18 protein-coding genes and 2 tRNA genes are annotated in these 15,955 nt (G+C 67.6%); 6 read left to right on the forward strand and 14 right to left on the reverse strand.

Annotated elements, in window-relative coordinates; genetic code table 11:
* The first annotated feature begins 23 nt into the window (after positions 1–23).
* The 4 genes from ORK51_RS12740 to ORK51_RS12755 all read left to right on the forward strand — a co-directional run bounded on the left by ORK51_RS12740 (position 24) and on the right by ORK51_RS12755 (position 1,781).
* The gene (locus ORK51_RS12740) at positions 24–395 is read left to right on the forward strand and encodes a hypothetical protein (protein WP_147433862.1); all 372 of its coding nucleotides are present in this window, start codon (positions 24–26) and stop codon (positions 393–395) included.
* 29 nt (positions 396–424) lie between these two features.
* Entirely contained in the window at positions 425–835 is a 411-nt protein-coding gene (locus tag ORK51_RS12745; RefSeq protein WP_266085118.1) for a hypothetical protein, read from the forward strand.
* A gap of 107 nt (positions 836–942) precedes the next feature.
* A complete protein-coding gene (locus ORK51_RS12750; protein WP_266085119.1) occupies positions 943–1,329 on the forward strand; it encodes a hypothetical protein in 387 nt (128 codons plus the stop codon).
* An 11-nt stretch (positions 1,330–1,340) separates the two neighbouring features.
* Complete coding sequence (locus ORK51_RS12755) at positions 1,341–1,781, forward strand: hypothetical protein (protein WP_266085120.1); 441 nt, start codon at positions 1,341–1,343, stop codon at positions 1,779–1,781.
* A gap of 30 nt (positions 1,782–1,811) precedes the next feature.
* On the opposite strand, the gene ORK51_RS12760 is transcribed toward ORK51_RS12755, so the two are convergent.
* The 5 genes from ORK51_RS12760 to ORK51_RS12780 form a co-directional block, all read right to left on the reverse strand.
* Positions 1,812–1,888: transfer RNA gene (locus ORK51_RS12760), tRNA-Pro, on the reverse strand.
* A 139-nt stretch (positions 1,889–2,027) separates the two neighbouring features.
* Positions 2,028–2,104: transfer RNA gene (locus ORK51_RS12765), tRNA-Pro, on the reverse strand.
* A gap of 48 nt (positions 2,105–2,152) precedes the next feature.
* The gene (cydX, locus tag ORK51_RS12770; RefSeq protein ID WP_019182852.1) at positions 2,153–2,266 is read right to left on the reverse strand and encodes a cytochrome bd-I oxidase subunit CydX; all 114 of its coding nucleotides are present in this window, start codon (positions 2,264–2,266) and stop codon (positions 2,153–2,155) included.
* Between the two features lie 30 nt (positions 2,267–2,296).
* Complete coding sequence (gene cydB, locus ORK51_RS12775) at positions 2,297–3,451, reverse strand: cytochrome d ubiquinol oxidase subunit II (RefSeq protein WP_070425526.1); 1,155 nt, start codon at positions 3,449–3,451, stop codon at positions 2,297–2,299.
* A 15-nt stretch (positions 3,452–3,466) separates the two neighbouring features.
* Complete coding sequence (locus tag ORK51_RS12780) at positions 3,467–5,056, reverse strand: cytochrome ubiquinol oxidase subunit I (protein ID WP_019182854.1); 1,590 nt, start codon at positions 5,054–5,056, stop codon at positions 3,467–3,469.
* A gap of 227 nt (positions 5,057–5,283) precedes the next feature.
* Between ORK51_RS12780 and cydD the strand changes: the two genes are divergently transcribed.
* Positions 5,284–7,014 carry a thiol reductant ABC exporter subunit CydD gene (gene cydD, locus ORK51_RS12785; RefSeq protein ID WP_266085121.1) on the forward strand — a complete coding sequence of 577 codons (1,731 nt, stop codon included), beginning with the start codon at positions 5,284–5,286 and terminating at the stop codon, positions 7,012–7,014.
* Positions 7,011–8,684: a thiol reductant ABC exporter subunit CydC gene (gene cydC, locus ORK51_RS12790; RefSeq protein ID WP_266085122.1), complete on the forward strand. Its 1,674-nt coding sequence runs from the start codon at positions 7,011–7,013 to the stop codon at positions 8,682–8,684. The genes cydD and cydC overlap by 4 nt, the downstream gene beginning before the upstream one ends.
* Before the next feature lie 53 nt (positions 8,685–8,737).
* Here the strand turns inward: cydC and ORK51_RS12795 are convergent, their stop codons facing one another.
* The 9 genes from ORK51_RS12795 to ccmC all read right to left on the reverse strand — a co-directional run bounded on the left by ORK51_RS12795 (position 8,738) and on the right by ccmC (position 15,947).
* Positions 8,738–9,352 carry a cold shock and DUF1294 domain-containing protein gene (locus ORK51_RS12795; protein ID WP_266085123.1) on the reverse strand — a complete coding sequence of 205 codons (615 nt, stop codon included), beginning with the start codon at positions 9,350–9,352 and terminating at the stop codon, positions 8,738–8,740.
* A gap of 8 nt (positions 9,353–9,360) precedes the next feature.
* Positions 9,361–10,473: a homoserine O-acetyltransferase MetX gene (gene metX, locus ORK51_RS12800; protein WP_266085124.1), complete on the reverse strand. Its 1,113-nt coding sequence runs from the start codon at positions 10,471–10,473 to the stop codon at positions 9,361–9,363.
* A 73-nt stretch (positions 10,474–10,546) separates the two neighbouring features.
* Positions 10,547–11,548 carry a tetratricopeptide repeat protein gene (locus ORK51_RS12805; RefSeq protein ID WP_429000675.1) on the reverse strand — a complete coding sequence of 334 codons (1,002 nt, stop codon included), beginning with the start codon at positions 11,546–11,548 and terminating at the stop codon, positions 10,547–10,549.
* An 8-nt stretch (positions 11,549–11,556) separates the two neighbouring features.
* Positions 11,557–12,039: a cytochrome c-type biogenesis protein gene (locus ORK51_RS12810; protein ID WP_429000676.1), complete on the reverse strand. Its 483-nt coding sequence runs from the start codon at positions 12,037–12,039 to the stop codon at positions 11,557–11,559.
* On the reverse strand, positions 12,008–12,619 hold the full coding sequence (locus ORK51_RS12815) for a DsbE family thiol:disulfide interchange protein (protein ID WP_019182862.1): 612 nt from the start codon (positions 12,617–12,619) through the stop codon (positions 12,008–12,010). The genes ORK51_RS12810 and ORK51_RS12815 overlap by 32 nt, the downstream gene beginning before the upstream one ends.
* 9 nt (positions 12,620–12,628) lie before the next feature.
* Positions 12,629–14,542 carry a heme lyase CcmF/NrfE family subunit gene (locus tag ORK51_RS12820; RefSeq protein ID WP_070425521.1) on the reverse strand — a complete coding sequence of 638 codons (1,914 nt, stop codon included), beginning with the start codon at positions 14,540–14,542 and terminating at the stop codon, positions 12,629–12,631.
* The gene (gene ccmE / locus ORK51_RS12825) at positions 14,543–15,004 is read right to left on the reverse strand and encodes a cytochrome c maturation protein CcmE (protein WP_019182864.1); all 462 of its coding nucleotides are present in this window, start codon (positions 15,002–15,004) and stop codon (positions 14,543–14,545) included.
* Positions 15,001–15,186: a heme exporter protein CcmD gene (gene ccmD / locus ORK51_RS12830; RefSeq protein ID WP_070425520.1), complete on the reverse strand. Its 186-nt coding sequence runs from the start codon at positions 15,184–15,186 to the stop codon at positions 15,001–15,003. Before ccmD ends, ccmE begins: the two co-directional genes overlap by 4 nt.
* The gene (ccmC, locus tag ORK51_RS12835; RefSeq protein ID WP_019182866.1) at positions 15,183–15,947 is read right to left on the reverse strand and encodes a heme ABC transporter permease CcmC; all 765 of its coding nucleotides are present in this window, start codon (positions 15,945–15,947) and stop codon (positions 15,183–15,185) included. The genes ccmD and ccmC overlap by 4 nt, the downstream gene beginning before the upstream one ends.
* Positions 15,948–15,955 lie beyond the last annotated feature (8 nt).

Below are 15,955 nucleotides of genomic sequence, written 5' to 3' on the forward strand. Positions count from 1 at the left end.
CCTCAAAGAAAAGGTACGTCAGCATGAGTTCCCCGCGTGCAGGAAACAGGCTCCTACTTGCCTGTGTAACGTTGATGCTCGCCAGTTGTGGCATCGGCGGTATGTGGATGAATGGAGATCCGTCCGTGGGCAGGAACATCGTTCCACCGCGCGATCATTGGCAGAAAGCAGGCAATGACCCCGCGGCCCGCAGTGCGGACTGGCTCGGTTGTGGCGGGGCGGACAGCGGCGGTTACAACGTCGCCACGTCGGATGGATCGAGCTCTGCGGTGATCCAGCAGGCGATGAGCCGCAAGTTCGACGACATGCAGCGTTGCATGATGTCCCGCGGGTATCAATACACGGGCTCCTGCGAAGGCGATATACGCAGTCAATATCCCGCATGCCAGAAGTAAGGCGTCTGCGGACATCCTGGACGAAACGCATGAAGCAGGTTCGAAGGCGAAGCTGTACGGGGTTCGGTCTGCTGATGGCGGTAGCGGTCATGACGGGCTGCACCGCGGGCAACGGGCGCTTATGCGGCCCGCAGACGCCGCGCGCCTACTGTGACAAGAAAACCTACGACGCCTTGGCCAATCCCCCTTCGCAGCGCGACAGCTGGGCGGCGGGCGAGGCCGATGCCTCGCAACTGGGGGCGGCGTGGGTGGCATGCGGCGGCATGGCGAACGGCAATGTCGGCATCGACCAGCAGGGCGGCAACGGTCCCGAAACCGTGCAGCGCCTCACCCGGAAGAATGACGACGTCCAGCGCTGCATGATGCAAAAGGGATACCGATACACCGGGACATGCTCAGGGGATATTGCGAGTCGATTCCCCGCCTGCCAGTCGCGATGAACGTGCGGCGGCCTCGTGGAGGTGCGTTCACCGCTGCACCTGATCCCTGGGATCGGCGGACGGCGCATGAGCACCCTCGCGCGAGCCGGAGGGTCAGACGCATATCGATGCTGATGGCGACCGTGCTTTTCGCGGTTGCAGGCTGTGCCAGCACTTCCGCTGTACCGGGGCAGGTGGCGGTGACGGACATGGGGCCTGTTCCGGCGGGTTCCGTTCGTGTCATGCCGACGCGGCAGTACTGGCGCAAGGCGGGGGCGAGCAAGGCCGACGCGGACCTGGCCCGACAGCAATGCAGCCAGCACCTGCGCAACAACGACGAGTACGTTGGGCTTCTCAAGGAGAGCGCCGTGATCACGAAGATCTGGCATGCCGAACGGACCTCGGCACAGAAGAAGCGGCGCAAAGAGATCGCCGCCCGGCTGGGCCAGCTCCATGACGCATGCATGGCCGGCGAGGGGTTCGAGTTCGTGCGTCGTGGGTTTCCGGTGGAGTGAATGCGATGCGCATGACACTGCTGTTCGTCCGTAGGGGGTTCATCTGTCGCAAGCATGTCGCCAAACGGCACACCGGTCGTGCGACGGTGGTGCTCGGCATGCTGTTCGGGCTGACCGCCTGTGGTGCAGGTGGGATGTGGATGAATGGAAACCCTGCGGCAACCCGGCAGCTGGTGCCGCCGGGCCACGACTGGAGCAGGCCGGACGCAGGTTCCCTGGTGCGTGATACGGACTGGCAGGCCTGCGGCGGCCAACGCAGTGGGAACATCTCCCCAGACCGGCAAGGTGCCACGGGTGAGGAAACCGCCAATCTTTCACGCGACAAGCTCAACGCGGCACAACGGTGCATGCTGGGGAAGGGCTACCGCTACACCGGCAGCTGCGAAGGGGAAATCCGCAGCCGCTACCCGGCGTGCCAATCCCCAGACACAAAAAAACCCGGAGGACAGTGATGTCTTCCAGGCTTGATTGTGACCATCAGATGGTCGGGGAGACAGGATTCGAACCTGCGACCTCTACGTCCCGAACGTAGCGCTCTACCAGACTGAGCTACACCCCGTAAGGAGCCGCCTATTGTATCGATCCCGCCGGTCGGCGGCAAGGGGGGATCGCGTTTTTCACCTTCGGTGCCGTGTTGCCACGGCCCTTGATAAAGAAGCCTGGAAACGTGTTCCCAGGCTTCAATACGACCACCGAAGTGGTCGGGGAGACAGGATTCGAACCTGCGACCTCTACGTCCCGAACGTAGCGCTCTACCAGACTGAGCTACACCCCGAAGGAGCCGACAAGGATACGGTGTGAAGACCCGATCGGCAACCTTTTTTTAGCCTTCTTCGTGATCCGTACGGCTCTGCTCGCGGGCTTCGAACCACATGCCGTTGAGAATGGCCACGACCGAGGCCAGCCCTGCACCCAGAATCCAAGCGAAGTACCACATGGTAAGTCTCCTATGGCGCCGTGGGGCGCATCAGTAAGCGTTGGGGTTGTCGCTCATGTCTTCGGCCGTGGTCTTGCCCTTCATCACGCGGTAGACCCAGGAGGTGTAGGCGATGATGATCGGCAGGAAGATGGCCGTGGCGATGAGCATGATCCCCAGGGTCAGGTGGCTGGAGGAGCTGTCCCAGACGGTCAGGCTGGAGCCCGGCTGGCTGGAGGAGGGCAGCAGGAACGGGAAGATCGCAAAGCCGACGGTCAGGATGATGCCGGTGATCGAGGCCCCCGAGGCCAGGAAGGCCAGGCCGCCACGGCGGGCCCGCAGCAGCACCGCGCTGGCCAGCGCACCCACCAGCCCGAGGATCGGGGCCAGCAGGGTCAGCGGCATGCTCTGGTAGTTGCGCAGCCAGCCACCGGCCACTGCGCCGACGGCAGCGGTCTTGAGCAGCGGGTTGGTCGGGCCATCGGTGACCACCTGCGAGGTGATCTGGTAGCCCGGCAGGCCGAAGGCCACCCAGACGCCGGCCAGGGCGAACAGCACGAAGGTCAGCACCGCCGCGACGCTGCCATAGCGGGCCGAGCGCTCGGCCACCGGGCCGTCGGTCTTGAGCACCAGCATCGCCGCACCGTGTGAGACCACCATGGCCACGCTGACCAGGCCGGCCACCAGGGCGAACGGGTTGAGCAGGCCGATCAGGGTGCCGGTGTAGAAGATGCGCATGCTGTCATCGAAGTGGAACGGCACGCCGACCAGCACATTGCCCACCGCCACGCCGGCGATCAGTGCCGGCAGCAGCCCGCCGACAAACAGCGCACGGTCCCAGTTCTCACGCCAGCGCTTGCTGGGCATCTTGCTGCGGTACTTGAAGGCGACCGGGCGCAGGATCAGCCCGAACAGCATCAGGAACACCGCCAGGTAGAAGCCGGAGAAACTGACCGCATACAGCGGCGGCCAGGCGGCGAAGATCGCACCGCCACCGAGCACCAGCCACACCTGGTTGCCTTCCCACACCGGGCCGACGGTGTTGATCACCAGCCGGCGTTCGTCATCGGTCCTGGCCACGAACGGCAGCAATGTGCCCACGCCGAGGTCGAAACCGTCCATCACCGCCCAGGCGATCAGCAGGATGCCGAGCAGCAGCCACCAGATCACGCGGAGCGTGGTGTAATCGAGTCCAATGAATTCCATCTGGGTTCTCCTGCCTTACGCCCGACCGTGGGTCGGCGCAGCGGCATTAGGGGAAAGGGACGTGGCTGCAGCCTGCAGCGACGGCAGGATGTCGTCCGGGCCCTTGCGGATCGCCTTGAGCATCAGCTTGACTTCGATGACCAGCAGCACCGTGTACAGCCCGGTGAACACCGCCAGCGTGGTCAGGATTTCATGCAGGGCCAGGCCCGAGGCGGCGTAGAAGGTCGGCAGCACGCCGTCCACCGCCCACGGCTGGCGGCCGTACTCGGCCACGAACCAACCGCATTCGATCGCGATCCACGGTGCCGGCAGCGACCACAGCGCGAGCTTGAGGAACCAGCGCTTGTCCTGGAAGTTGTGGCGGCACGAGTAGTAGAAGGCCAGCGCGAAGAAGGCGATCAGATAGAAGCCCAGCCCGGCCATGATGCGGAAGGTCCAGAACAGCGGGGCGACCCGCGGCACGGTGTCCATCGCGGCCTTGGAGATTTCTTCCGGAGTGGCGTTGAGGATGTCCTCGCGGTAGCGCTTGAGCAGCAGGCCGTGGCCCAGATCCTGCCAATGACGGTCGAACATCTCACGCGCTTCGGCGTCGTTCTTGTCCTTGCGCACGCGTTCCAGCGCGCCGTAGGCCAGCTGGCCACCCCGCACGCGGTGCTCGGCACGTTCCACCAGCTCCAGGATGCCCGGGATCGGCTGGTTCAGCGAACGGGTGGCGATCAGGCCCATCAGGTACGGGATCTTGATCGCGTAATCGTTCTGCTGGGTGGTCTGGTTCGGAATGCCGAAGGCGGTGAAGTCAGCCGGGGCACGCTCGGTTTCCCACATCGCTTCGATCGCGGCCAGCTTCATCTTCTGGTGTTCGCTGGCGGCATAGCCGCTTTCATCACCCAGCACCACCACCGAAAGCGAGGAGAGCAGGCCGAAGGCCGCCGCCACCGCGAAGGAGCGACGGGCCATGTCCTTGTGCTTGTTGCGCAGCAGGAACAGGGCGCTGATCGACATCACGAACACCGCGCCGGTCACGTAGCCGGCGCTGACCGTATGCACGAACTTGGCCTGCGCCACCGGGTTGAACAGCACGGCGGCGAAATCCACCACCTCCATGCGCATCGTTTCCGGGTTGAAGATCGCGCCGGTCGGGTTCTGCATCCAGCCGTTGGCGATCAGGATCCACACCGCCGAGAGGTTGGTGCCCAGGGCCATCAGCCAGGTCACGGTGAGGTGCTTGACCGGGCTCAGGCGCTTCCAGCCGAAGAAGAACAGACCGATGAAGGTCGCTTCCAGGAAGAATGCCATCAGGCCTTCGATCGCCAGCGGTGCGCCGAAGATGTCGCCGACGTAATGGCTGTAGTACGACCAGTTCATGCCGAACTGGAACTCCATCACGATGCCGGTGGCGACGCCGATGGCGAAGTTGATGCCGAACAACGTGCCCCAGAACAGCGTCATCTGGCGCCAGACCTGTTTGCGGGTCATGACGTAGACGCTCTCCATGATGGCCACCATGAACGACAGGCCAAGCGTGAGGGGAACGAAAAGGAAGTGGTACATCGCGGTCAGAGCGAATTGCAGCCGCGACAGTTCTACGACTGTCTGATCAATCATGGCCTGGCTACCTCGTTGGGTTTTGCCGTTTCAGGTGGCGGGAAGGGGGGTCTACGGGGTGAATTCTGTGACCAGCAACTTCAAACAGCCTTGATTCAGATCAATGTACAAACGCACTCGCACGGGGATCGTATGCCATCCCGCCCCTGCGACCGCTGGCCGCACGGGGGCCGGGCCAGCACCTACTACAATCGACGGAACCTCCCTGTGGCCGCCAGTGACTTGTTTTGAGCATATCCCCCGACGCGTCGATTGTTGAGACAACCGCCCTGCGCCGGCAGCGCCTGCACTGGCTGGGCGGGCTGCCCGCCGCCGCGCGCGGCAAGCAACGCCTGGCGGCGATCTGCATCTGCCTGTCCGGCGCGCTGCTGATCGGCCAGGCGGCCGCCATTGCGTGGCTGATCCAGGCCGTGCTGGTCGATCACCGCCCGCTGGCCGAGGCCACCCCGGTCCTGCTGGGGCTGCTGGCGGTGCTCGGGATCCGCACCCTGCTGGGCAGCGTGACCCAGGCCGCCGCCGGGGACGTCGCCGATGCCGCGCGGCTGGCCCTGCGTGAACGGGTCTACCAGCGGCTGCTCGGCAGCGGTCCGCTGTGGCTGCGCCAGCAGCGCACCGGTGAGCTCGGCGAGCTGATGCTGGCCCATGCCGATGCGATCGAGAATTATTACGCGGGGTACCAGCCGGTCCGCATCGAAGTGGTGGTGGTGCCGCTGCTGATCGCTATCGCGGTGGCCTGGACCGATTGGGTGATCGCGCTGATCCTGCTGTTCACCGCGCCGCTGGTGCCGTTCTTCATGATGCTGGTCGGCTGGGGCGCTGAAGCGGCCGGGCGCGCGCAGTTGGGCGAACTGGCGCGGATGAGCGGCCACTTCGCCGATCGCATCAAGGGCCTCGGCCTGCTGCGCCTGTACGGGCGTGGCGAGGCCGAGCTGGACGGCGTGGCCAGCGCGGCCGAAGGGGTGCGCGAGCGCACCCTGAAAGTGCTGCGGATCGCTTTCCTCTCTTCGACGGTGCTGGAGTTCTTCGCCTCGGTGAGCGTCGCGATGGTCGCGCTTTACCTTGGCCTGAGCTACCTGGGCCTGATGTCGCTGCATGCGCAGGTGCCGACCCTGGGCGTGGGCATGTTCTGCCTGCTGCTGGCACCGGAGTTCTACGCACCGCTGCGGCGATTGGCCGCGCACTATCACGACCGCGCCAATGCGCTCGCCGCCGCGGCGGAAGTGGAGCGCCTGCTTGGCGAGCTGCCTGCCGCAGCCGTTGTCGATGACGCACCGCCCGCCACCGCGCGCGCGCCGGAGCTGTTGGAACAGCACGCGCCCCCGGTGGTCGTACGCGACGTGAGCCTGCGCCCGCTCGGTGCGCACCACGATGTGGTGCAGCACCTTTCGTTCCAGATCGAACCGGGGCAACGCGTGGCGCTGGTCGGGCCCAGTGGCAGCGGCAAGAGCACGCTGCTGGAAGCGCTGGCCGGGTGGCTGCCACCGCGCGAGGGCAGCATCGTGCTGCGCCCCGGGCTGGAAGTGGGCTATGCCGGGCAGCGCCCCTATCTGTTCCACGGCACGATCGCCGACAATCTGCGCCTGGCCGCACCGGGCGCGACCGATGCGCACCTGCGCGCCGTGGCCGAGGCGGCACAGGTGATGCGCTTCGCCGCCGCGTTGCCGCTGGGGCTGGACACGGTGATCGGCGAACGCGGCTTCGGCTTGTCCGGCGGCGAGGCGCGCCGGATCGGCCTGGCGCGGCTGTTGCTGCGCGACCCACACCTGCTGCTGCTTGACGAGCCGACCGCCTTCCTCGATCCGGAGACCGAAGCCGATCTGCTGCGCACCCTGGCTGCCTTCGCGCGTGGGCGCAGCGTGGTGATCGCCACCCACAGCGAAACCGCCATGCGGTGGGCCGACACCCGCCTGACATTGACCGCCGGCGGTGCACGCCTGGCCTCGGAGGTGTCGCCATGAAGGCTGTCCGGATCGATTCGCTGAAGGGGGTGTTCTCCCGGCACCGCGGCCGGCTGCTGCTGACCGTGCTGCTGCTGTGGACCACGATGCTGGCCGGTACCGCGTTGCTCGGGCTGTCCGGCGGGTTCCTGACCGCCGCCGCCTTGGCCGGGGCCGCCGGGCTCGGCAATGGCTTCAACTTCTTCTCGCCCTCGGCGGGCATCCGCGGGCTGACCATGGCGCGGATCGTGTCGCGCTACTTCGAAAAGCTGGTGGGCCACGATGTCACCTTGCGCATCGCCCGCGACCTGCGCGTGTGGTTCTTCCGTCGCGCGCTGCCGCTGGCGCCGGCCCGCCTGGCAGGGGTGCGCACCGGTGAACTGCTGGCGCGGCTGATGTCCGATATCGGCGAGGTCGACGGCCTGCTGGTGCGCGCGATCGGCCCGCTGCTGGCGCTCGGTGGCATCTCGCTGGTCGCGGTGGTCTCGGCCGGCATCATCTATCCGCCGGCGGCCGGCCTGCTGGCGCTGCTCGCCTTGCTGATCGGCGTCGGCGTGCCGTGGTTGACCGTGCGGGGCGCCGCGGACCAGGAGCGTGACCGCGCGCTGCACCGCGCGCAGCTGCGCACGCAGTCGTTCGAAGGCCTGGAAGGCGCGGCCGACCTCGCCGCGCTGCAGGCGCGCGAGCATTGGAATCAGCGCGTGCTGGTCGCGTCCAAGCAGCTGAAGTCACGTGACAAGCGCCGTCGCTGGCGCCTGATCAGCGGCAACGCGCTGCATGGCCTGTGCGGCGCGGGGGGGCTGGTGGCGATGCTGTGGCTGGCCCTGCAGGCCTTCGAGCGCGGCAGTGTGGATGCCGCGTTGGCGGCCGCACTGGTGTTCCTCACCGTCGCACTGCTGGAGCTGTGGGCCGGCATCGGTCTGGCCTGGCAATCGTGGTTGTCCGGCCGCGTCGCCGCGGTGCGGCTGGAGGCCATCGTGGATCAGGCGCCGGGCGTGGTCGAGGCGCAGGCGCCGGTGGCCGTGCCCGCGGTGCCGGCCACGCTGCGGTTTGATCAGGTGGTGTTCCGCTGGCCCGGCCAGGCGAGGGTGCTGCTGGACCAGGTGCAGCTGCAGCTCGCGCCCGGCGAACGGATCGCGATCCGCGGTGACAGCGGTAGTGGCAAGACCACGCTGTCCTCGTTGTTGCTGCGGCTATGGGATCCCGAGGGGGGCAGCGTGCGTTACGGCGATGCCGATATCCGCGGATTCGCGCAGGCCGAGTGGCACCGCCAGATCGCCTGGCTGCCGCAGAATGCGCCGGTGTTCGCCGGCACGGTGGCGGACAACCTGCGGCTGGGCGGTGCAGCGGCCAGCGACGCGCGCCTGTGGCAGGTGTTGGCAGAGGTACGACTGCAGACGTGGGCCGAACAGATCGGCGGGCTCTCGGCATGGGTGGGCGAGAACGGTGCGACCATGTCGGCCGGGCAGGCGCGGCGCCTGGCGCTGGCACGTGCGCTGCTGCGCGACGCGCCGATCCTGCTGCTGGACGAACCCACCGAAGGCCTGGACGTGGATACCGCGCATGCGTTGTTGCACGACATGGTCGCGGCGCTGGGCAACCGCAGTCTGTTGATGATCACCCACGACGAACTGCCGGACGGCATCGTGCATCGCAGTTATCGTTTGCGGGATGGGCGGTTGGAAGGGTAGCGGCGAAGGCGATCTGCACACAGCGTGGAACGTCATCCACGCTTGAGGTGGATCTACCCGAGGAACCTGCCGTCGCGGATCAGCCATCCCAAGCCTGCGACGTTGATCACCATCGCTACCCAGAACACCCGCTGGAAGGACGCTTTGCGGTTCTTGTGGCGCAGCACGGCCTGCGCCATCAATGCCCCCGGCCAGCCGCCCAGGAGGGCCAGCCCCTGCAGCGTGCTTTCCGGTGTGCGCTGGCGATCATTCTGGGCGGCGGATTTGTCATGCCAGTACCACGCAAACGTGACCACGCTCAGGACAAGGTAGATGCCCGGCACCCACATCGGCCAGTGCTTCCACAGCGCCACAGCAACGAGGCCTGCGAGGAACACCAGCGCAATGGCCGTACGTGGCAATCGATCCGGCCCCGCACCCCGCGCCGCTGCGCGTGCAGCAGGGCGGCGACCATCGCGGCCCAGCGCAAACCGTATCGCGGCGGCATTACGGCGCCCCTGTGCATCGGTCTGCACGTCATAGGTGATCACATCGCCCAACACCGGGCGTCGATCACGTGCGGCGAACGCGCGGATATGCACGAAGCACCGCTCGCCGCCGCCATTGGGCTGCACGAAGCCGAAGCCGCGCGCGTCGTTCCACTCGCTGATCTTTCCTTGAAGGCGCATGGTCCAACTCAGAGTGAGGACAGGAACCCGCTGACCGCCGGCCCGAACCGTGCGAAGTCCACCAGGAACGCATCGTGGCCCTGCGGCGAATCCAGCCCGATGAACTGTGCGTCGGCACCGCCGGCGCGCAGGCCATCGGCGATCTGCTGTTGCTGCTGTACCGGAAACAGGATGTCGGTGTTGGCGCCGATCGCCAGCGCCTTGTCCACCTGGATCTTCGCCAGCCCGGCCATCACGTCGCCGTCGGCGTATTCGGCCAGGTCGAACCAGTCCATCGAGCGGCTCAGGTACAGATAGCAGTTGGGATCGAAGAAGCGCACGAAACGGCGTGCGTGTCCCTCCAGATAGCTTTCGACCTGGAACTCCAGGCCAAACGGATCGTCATCGGCCTGATCCGAATTCAGGCGCACGCGGCCGAAGCGGCCGTCCCATTCCAGGGCGGACCGGTACGTGATCACGCCGAGCTTGCGCGCCATGCGCATGCCTGATTCCGGATAGGCCTGATCCGTATAACGACCGCCATTCCACTGCGGATCGAGCCGGATCGCTTCGCGCTGCAGCGAGCGGATCGCGATCGAGAACGGCAGTGCCTGGGCACTGCCGGAAATGTTGATATGGCTGCGTGCGATGCCCGGATGCAGCAACAGCAGCGCCAGCGCGGTCATCCCGCCCATCGAGTTGCCGATCACGCAGGCCAGTTCGGTCACGCCCAATGCGCGCACCACCTCCACCGCCGCACGCGCCCCATCTTCGATCGACAGCTCGGGAAAACGCAGGCCATACAGCTCACCGGTGGCCGGGTCGATGCTGGCCGGGCCGGTCGATCCCTTGCAGCTGCCCAGCGAGTTCACGCAGATCACGAACCAGCGATCCGTATCGATCGGCTTGCCCGGGCCGACCATCGCCTCCCACCAGCCGGCGGCCGGGTTGTCGGCGTTGGCTGCGGCATGCGCATCGGGGGAGAGCCCGGTGACGATCAACACCGCATTGCCGGCGTCCGCGTCGAGCGTGCCCCAGGTTTCGTAAGCCACGTGGGCATCGCGCAGCTCACCGCCGCGCTTGAACGCGAACGGCGAGGGCAGGGCGTGGTAGCGGGTGCCGGGGGGAATGAATTCAGTCATGCGCGCAGTTTAGCCGGGTGCCGCGATGGCGCCGTGGTGGTGGGCGGCACGCTGCGTCGCGGCCGCGCAGCGATCAAGGGCGATCAAACACCAGTGGCACCGGCCCGGCATGCGGCAGGCGCACCCGTACCGGGGCGGTTTCCACATCGTCCGGCTGGCGGTTGGCCTGGCCCGAACGCGACAGCCGCGCCAAGACCTCCACCTCCTGCACCTGCGACAGCGTGCTGGTCGGCATCGGGCTGTCGCCATCGCCGAGCGTGACCAGCAGCGGCAACCGGCTGGCCGGGTGTTTCTGCACGGCGATCGGCATCGGCGGGCCGTCCGGCGCGCGCGCGATCACGAACACCGTGGCGTTGGCCAGCGCCGGATCCGGAGCGGTTTCCGACGCGAACCGCACCTGTACCGCGAGCGCGTGGTTCCCGGCCGCCGCAGGGGCCGGCGTCTCCGGCAGGGGCGAGAGGCCGGCATTGCCGCGCGCGATGGCGATCTGCTCGCGCAGCGCGCGCGCCGCGCCCGGCTCCAGCCGTGGCAGCAGGGCTTCCCAGGCGGCCGCAGCCTCGGCGTCCTGCCCGCGCTGACGCAGCGCGATGCCGATCAGCCAGCCAGCGCGTTCGCTCTCCGGCGCGAGCGCGTTGGCGTGGCGCAGCCACTGCAGGGCCTGGTCATCGAATTGTTTGCCCGGCGCTGCCTGGGCCCGTGCCTGGGCCGCTTCGACCAGCACGCCAGGGTCGTCCGGCGCGAGCCGCACGGCCCGGTCGAACGCCGCCGTGGCCTCGTCCAGCTTGCCCAGCGCCAGCTGCGAGCGGCCGAGCAGTGCCCAGCCATCGGCGCGTTGCGGATCTTTCGCCAGCGCCTGTTCCAACGCCTGGACGCCATCTTCCAGCGTGGCGGGCTCGTCGTTGGCCGCGGTCCGCTCGGCGGCATCCGGCGTGCCGACCAGCAGGTACAGCGCGCCGCCGGCCAGCCCAAGGGCCAGCATCGCGATCACGAAGGGGCCGCGTTGGCCGCCTGCACGCAGCGGCCGCAACACGAGTGCAGCGACGGCAGCGGCAACGACCGCAGCGCTCAGGGCCATCCAGAGACTCACCAGCGCTCCTCGCTCTTGTCCATCGGTTCGATTCCACGGCTGCGACGGCGCACCACCCAGATCAATACGCCGGCACCGATCAGCAATGCCGCCGGCGGGCCGAACCAGAGCAGCGCATTGCGGGCCTCCATCGGCGGCCGGTACAGCACGAACTCGCCATAGCGGTCGACCAGGAACTGCTTGATCTGTGCATCGCTGTTGCCCTGCTGCATCAGCACCAGCACTTCCCGGCGCAGGTCGTGCGCGATCTGCGCATTGGAATCGGCCAGCGACTGGTTCTGGCACTGCACGCAGCGCAGCTCGGCAGCCAGCGCGTGGAAACGGGCTTCCTCGGCGGCATCGCGGTACTGCAACGGGGTCGGGTCGGAGACGGCCTGCGCCATCACCGGCAACGCCACGGCCAGCGTCAGCGCGATCAGCACGACGCTGGCCAGCCGGACAAGGCGGTTACGGCGAAGCGGGCAGCTGCGGCTGGGCATCGGCATGGGCACGCTCCACCTTTTCCAGTTCCGGGATCAGCTGGGTATCGATCACGCGCTGGCTGAGCGCGCCGCTGTACTTCCAGCGCACCACGCCGCTGGCGTCGACCAGGAAGGTCTCGGGCGCGGCGGTGACGCCCCAGTCGATCGCAGTGCGGCCTTCGATGTCGCTCAGCACCAGCACGAACGGATTGCCCAGCTGTTCCAGCCAGCGCAGCGCATCGGCCGGCTCGTCTTTCCAGTTGTAGCCGATCACGCGCACGCGCTTGGTTTCGGCAAATCGGGTCAGGATCGGATGTTCGTCACGGCAGGCCGCGCACCAGCTGCCCCAGACATTGAGCACATACGGGGCGCCGCGCAGCTCGGTGCTGCTGACCTTGATGTGTGGATCGTGCAGCACCGGCAGTTCGAAGGCCGGGGCGGGCTTGCCGATCAGCGCCGAGGGCAGCACGTCGCGATCCGGTGCGCCGGATTTCATCACCCCGTAGATCATCAGCCCCAGCAGCCCGAAGAAGAACAGCACCCCGATGACGATGGCCACGGGCGGCAGCGGACGGGAGGCGGGGCGGGGATCGGACACGGGAAACTCCTAGGGACGACGGAAACGACGATCGGCAGCGGTGACGAAACCACCCAGCGCCATCAGCAGCGCGCCCAGCCAGATCCAGCGGACGAACGGTTTGATGTGCACGCGCACGGCCCATGCATTGTTGCCCAGCGACTCGCCGAGTGCCACGTAAACATCGCCGTTGAGACGGGCGTGGATGCCGGCCTCGGTCATCACCTGCCCGCCACTGGCGTACAGGCGTTTTTCCGGATGCAGCAGGGCCAGCTGGCGGTCATGCTGGAACACGCGCAGGTGGCCGCGATCGGCCACGTAGTTTGGTCCCTGCTGGTGGTCCACGCCTTCAAAACGCACCTCGTACGTGCCCACCACGAGCGACTGGCCCGGGGCCAGCGCGACTTCGCGCTGCACGTTCAAGGCCTCCACCAGCAGCGCGCCGGCCAGGAACACGGCCACGCCACCGTGGGCAAGCAGCATGCCGACCATTTCGGCGGTGAACTTCCCGTTGCCGCGCAGGCGGGTCCAGACGAAGCGCCCGGTACCCAACGCCACCCAGGCCGCACCGGTCACGCCAGCGGCGGTCTTCAACGCGCCCTGCGGCGCCATGAAGTAGGCGACCACGCCGAGCAGCACGGCCAGCCCGGCCCACGGGGCGAGCATCGCCAACCGGCGCGAGGCCTGGTCGCGCTGCCAGTTGACCAGCGGCCCGAACGGCAGCAGCGCCACCAGCGGCGCCATCAACACCACGAACAGCGTGCCGAAGTAGGGCGGCCCCACCGACACCTTGCCCAGACCCAGGGCATCGGCCAGCAACGGGTACAGCGTGCCGAGCAGGACCATGCCGCAGGCCGCGGCGAGTAGCAGGTTGTTGGCCAGCAGCAGGGTCTCGCGCGAGGTCGGCAGGAAGCCGCGGCGCGGGTCGTCACTGGTCAGCGCACCGGCACGCAGTGCGTACAGCAGCAGCGCGCCGCCGATCACCAGCGCCAGGAAGATCAGGATGAAGGTGCCGCGCGAGGGATCGGCGGCGAACGAGTGCACGCTGGTCAGCACGCCCGAGCGCACCAGGAAGGTGCCGAGCAGCGACAGTGCGAAGGCAGCGATCGCCAGCAGCAGCGTCCAGCTGGCGAAACTGCCGCGCTTTTCAGTGACGGCCTGCGAGTGGATCAGCGCCGCACCGGCCAGCCAGGGCATGAAGCTGGCGTTCTCGACCGGATCCCAGAACCACCAGCCGCCCCAGCCCAGTTCGTAATACGCCCACCAGCTGCCAAGTGCGATGCCGATGGTCAGGAAGCCCCAGGCCACGTTGGTCCACGGCCGCGTCCAGCGCAGCCAGCGCGCGTCCACGCGGCCTTCCAGCAGCGCGGCGATCGCGAATGCGAACGGCACCGAGAAACCCACGTAGCCGATGTACAGCATCGGCGGGTGGATGATCAGCCCGGGATCCTGCAGCAGCGGGTTGAGGTCACGTCCTTCCAGCGGCGCCGGAATGAGCCGCGCGAAGGGATTGGAGGTGAAGATCAAGAACGCGAGGAAGCCGATGCTGATGATGCCGAGCACCCCGAGCACGCGCGCGCAGACCTCGGCCGGCAGCCGCTTGGACCACAGCGCAACTGCGCCGCACCACAGCGCCAGCACCAGCGCCCACAGCAGCAGCGAGCCTTCATGCGCGCCCCAGACCGCCGAGTAACGGTAGGCCAGCGGCAGCAGCGAGTTGGAATTCTCGGCCACATAGCGCACCGAGAAATCCTGGGTGACGAAGGCCGCTGTCAGCACGCCGAACGCGCCCAGCAGCAGCGCCAGCTGGGCGTACGCCGCCGGTCGCGCCACCGCCATCCACGTGGCGCGGCCACGATGGGCGCCCCACAACGGCAGCACGGTCTGCAGCACGGCCATCAACAGCGCGGTGACCAGCAGGATCTGCCCCAGTTCCGGCAGCACTCAGTACGTCTCCGGTGCCGGCACGGGCACATCGTGCTTGGTGTGCGCCTGGCCCATTTTGTCGGCTACTTCCTTGGGCATGTAGGTTTCGTCGTGCTTGGCCAGCACTTCTTCGGCGACGAAGCGGCCGTCCTGCAGGCGCCCGGTGGCGACCACCGCGGTGCCTTCGGCGAACAGGTCCGGCAGGATCCGCGAGGTGACCACCGGCAGGGTGGCATCGCCATCGGTCACCACGAAGTGCGCATCCAGCGAGCCGGGCGCGCGCTGCAGCGAGCCTTTGACCACCATGCCGCCCAGGCGGAACCGGGCATGGTCGCCGGCATCACCGCGCAGTACTTCGGAGGGTGTGTAGAGGTAGGCGATATTGCGTTGCAGGGCCATCGCCACCAGCGCGGTCGCCAGACCGGAGGCCAGCACCAGCAGCATCACCCAGAGCAGGCGGCGACGCCGGACCGGATTCATCGGGTCAGCTCCGGCGCGAGCGGCGGTGCGTTGCCGGCGGCCGTGCGGGCCTGCTGGCGCTGCTGGCGGCGCGCGGCCAGGCGGCGCGCCCAGCGCAGGCGCAGCCAGGAACCGATGGCATCGCTGCCCAGCACCAGCACGAACACCGCATAGGCGGCGATCACATAGGGCAGGTGGGTCATGGGCGGGTGTCCTCCAGCGGTGCACGGGTGCCGGCGGTGACCCAGGCCTTGCCGGCCTCGCGCAGCAGGTTGTCGGCGCGGGCCTTGGCCAGCAGCGAGCCGGCGAACCACAGCTTGGTGCCGATCACCATCAGCCACAGTGGCAGCGCCATGCTGGCATCCAGCGTGGACTCGCCGAACAGGCGGATGGTCTGGCCCTGGTGCAGGCTGCCCCACCATTCCACGGAATAGCGGATTACCGGCAACAGGCTCACCCCGACGATGGACAGCAGGCCCGCCGCGCGCGCGGCGCTGCGACGGTCCTCGATGGCGTGGTAGAGGCCGATCACGCCCAGGTACAGGAACAGCAGGATCAGCTCGGTGGTCATGCGCGGGTCCCAGTCCCACCAGGTGCCCCAGGTCGGCTTACCCCAGATGCTGCCGGTCAGCAGGGTGATCAGGGTGAAGCCGGCGCCGAGCGGGGCGCAGGCCATCGCCAGTACCTCGCAGGTCTTGATCCGCCAGATCAGCGCGATCGCCGCGTACAGCGCCATCAGCGCGAACACGAACAGGCTCATCCACGCGCTGGGGACGTGGATGTAAAGAATGCGGAAACTGTCCAGCTGCTTGGAATCGGCCGGCACGACGGCCAGCGCCTGCCAGATACCGACCAGCAGCACCGGTACCGCCGCCAGGTAGAACACCCGCGACCAGCGCGCGGCAAAGCGGTCGAAGGTGGGCGGGGAACCGAGTTGGTGGAACCAGCGGACGATCGGGTGCATGCGGCAGT

The organism is Stenotrophomonas sp. RIT-551 (assembly GCF_026241915.1).
Lineage (GTDB): Bacteria > Pseudomonadota > Gammaproteobacteria > Xanthomonadales > Xanthomonadaceae > Stenotrophomonas > Stenotrophomonas bentonitica_A.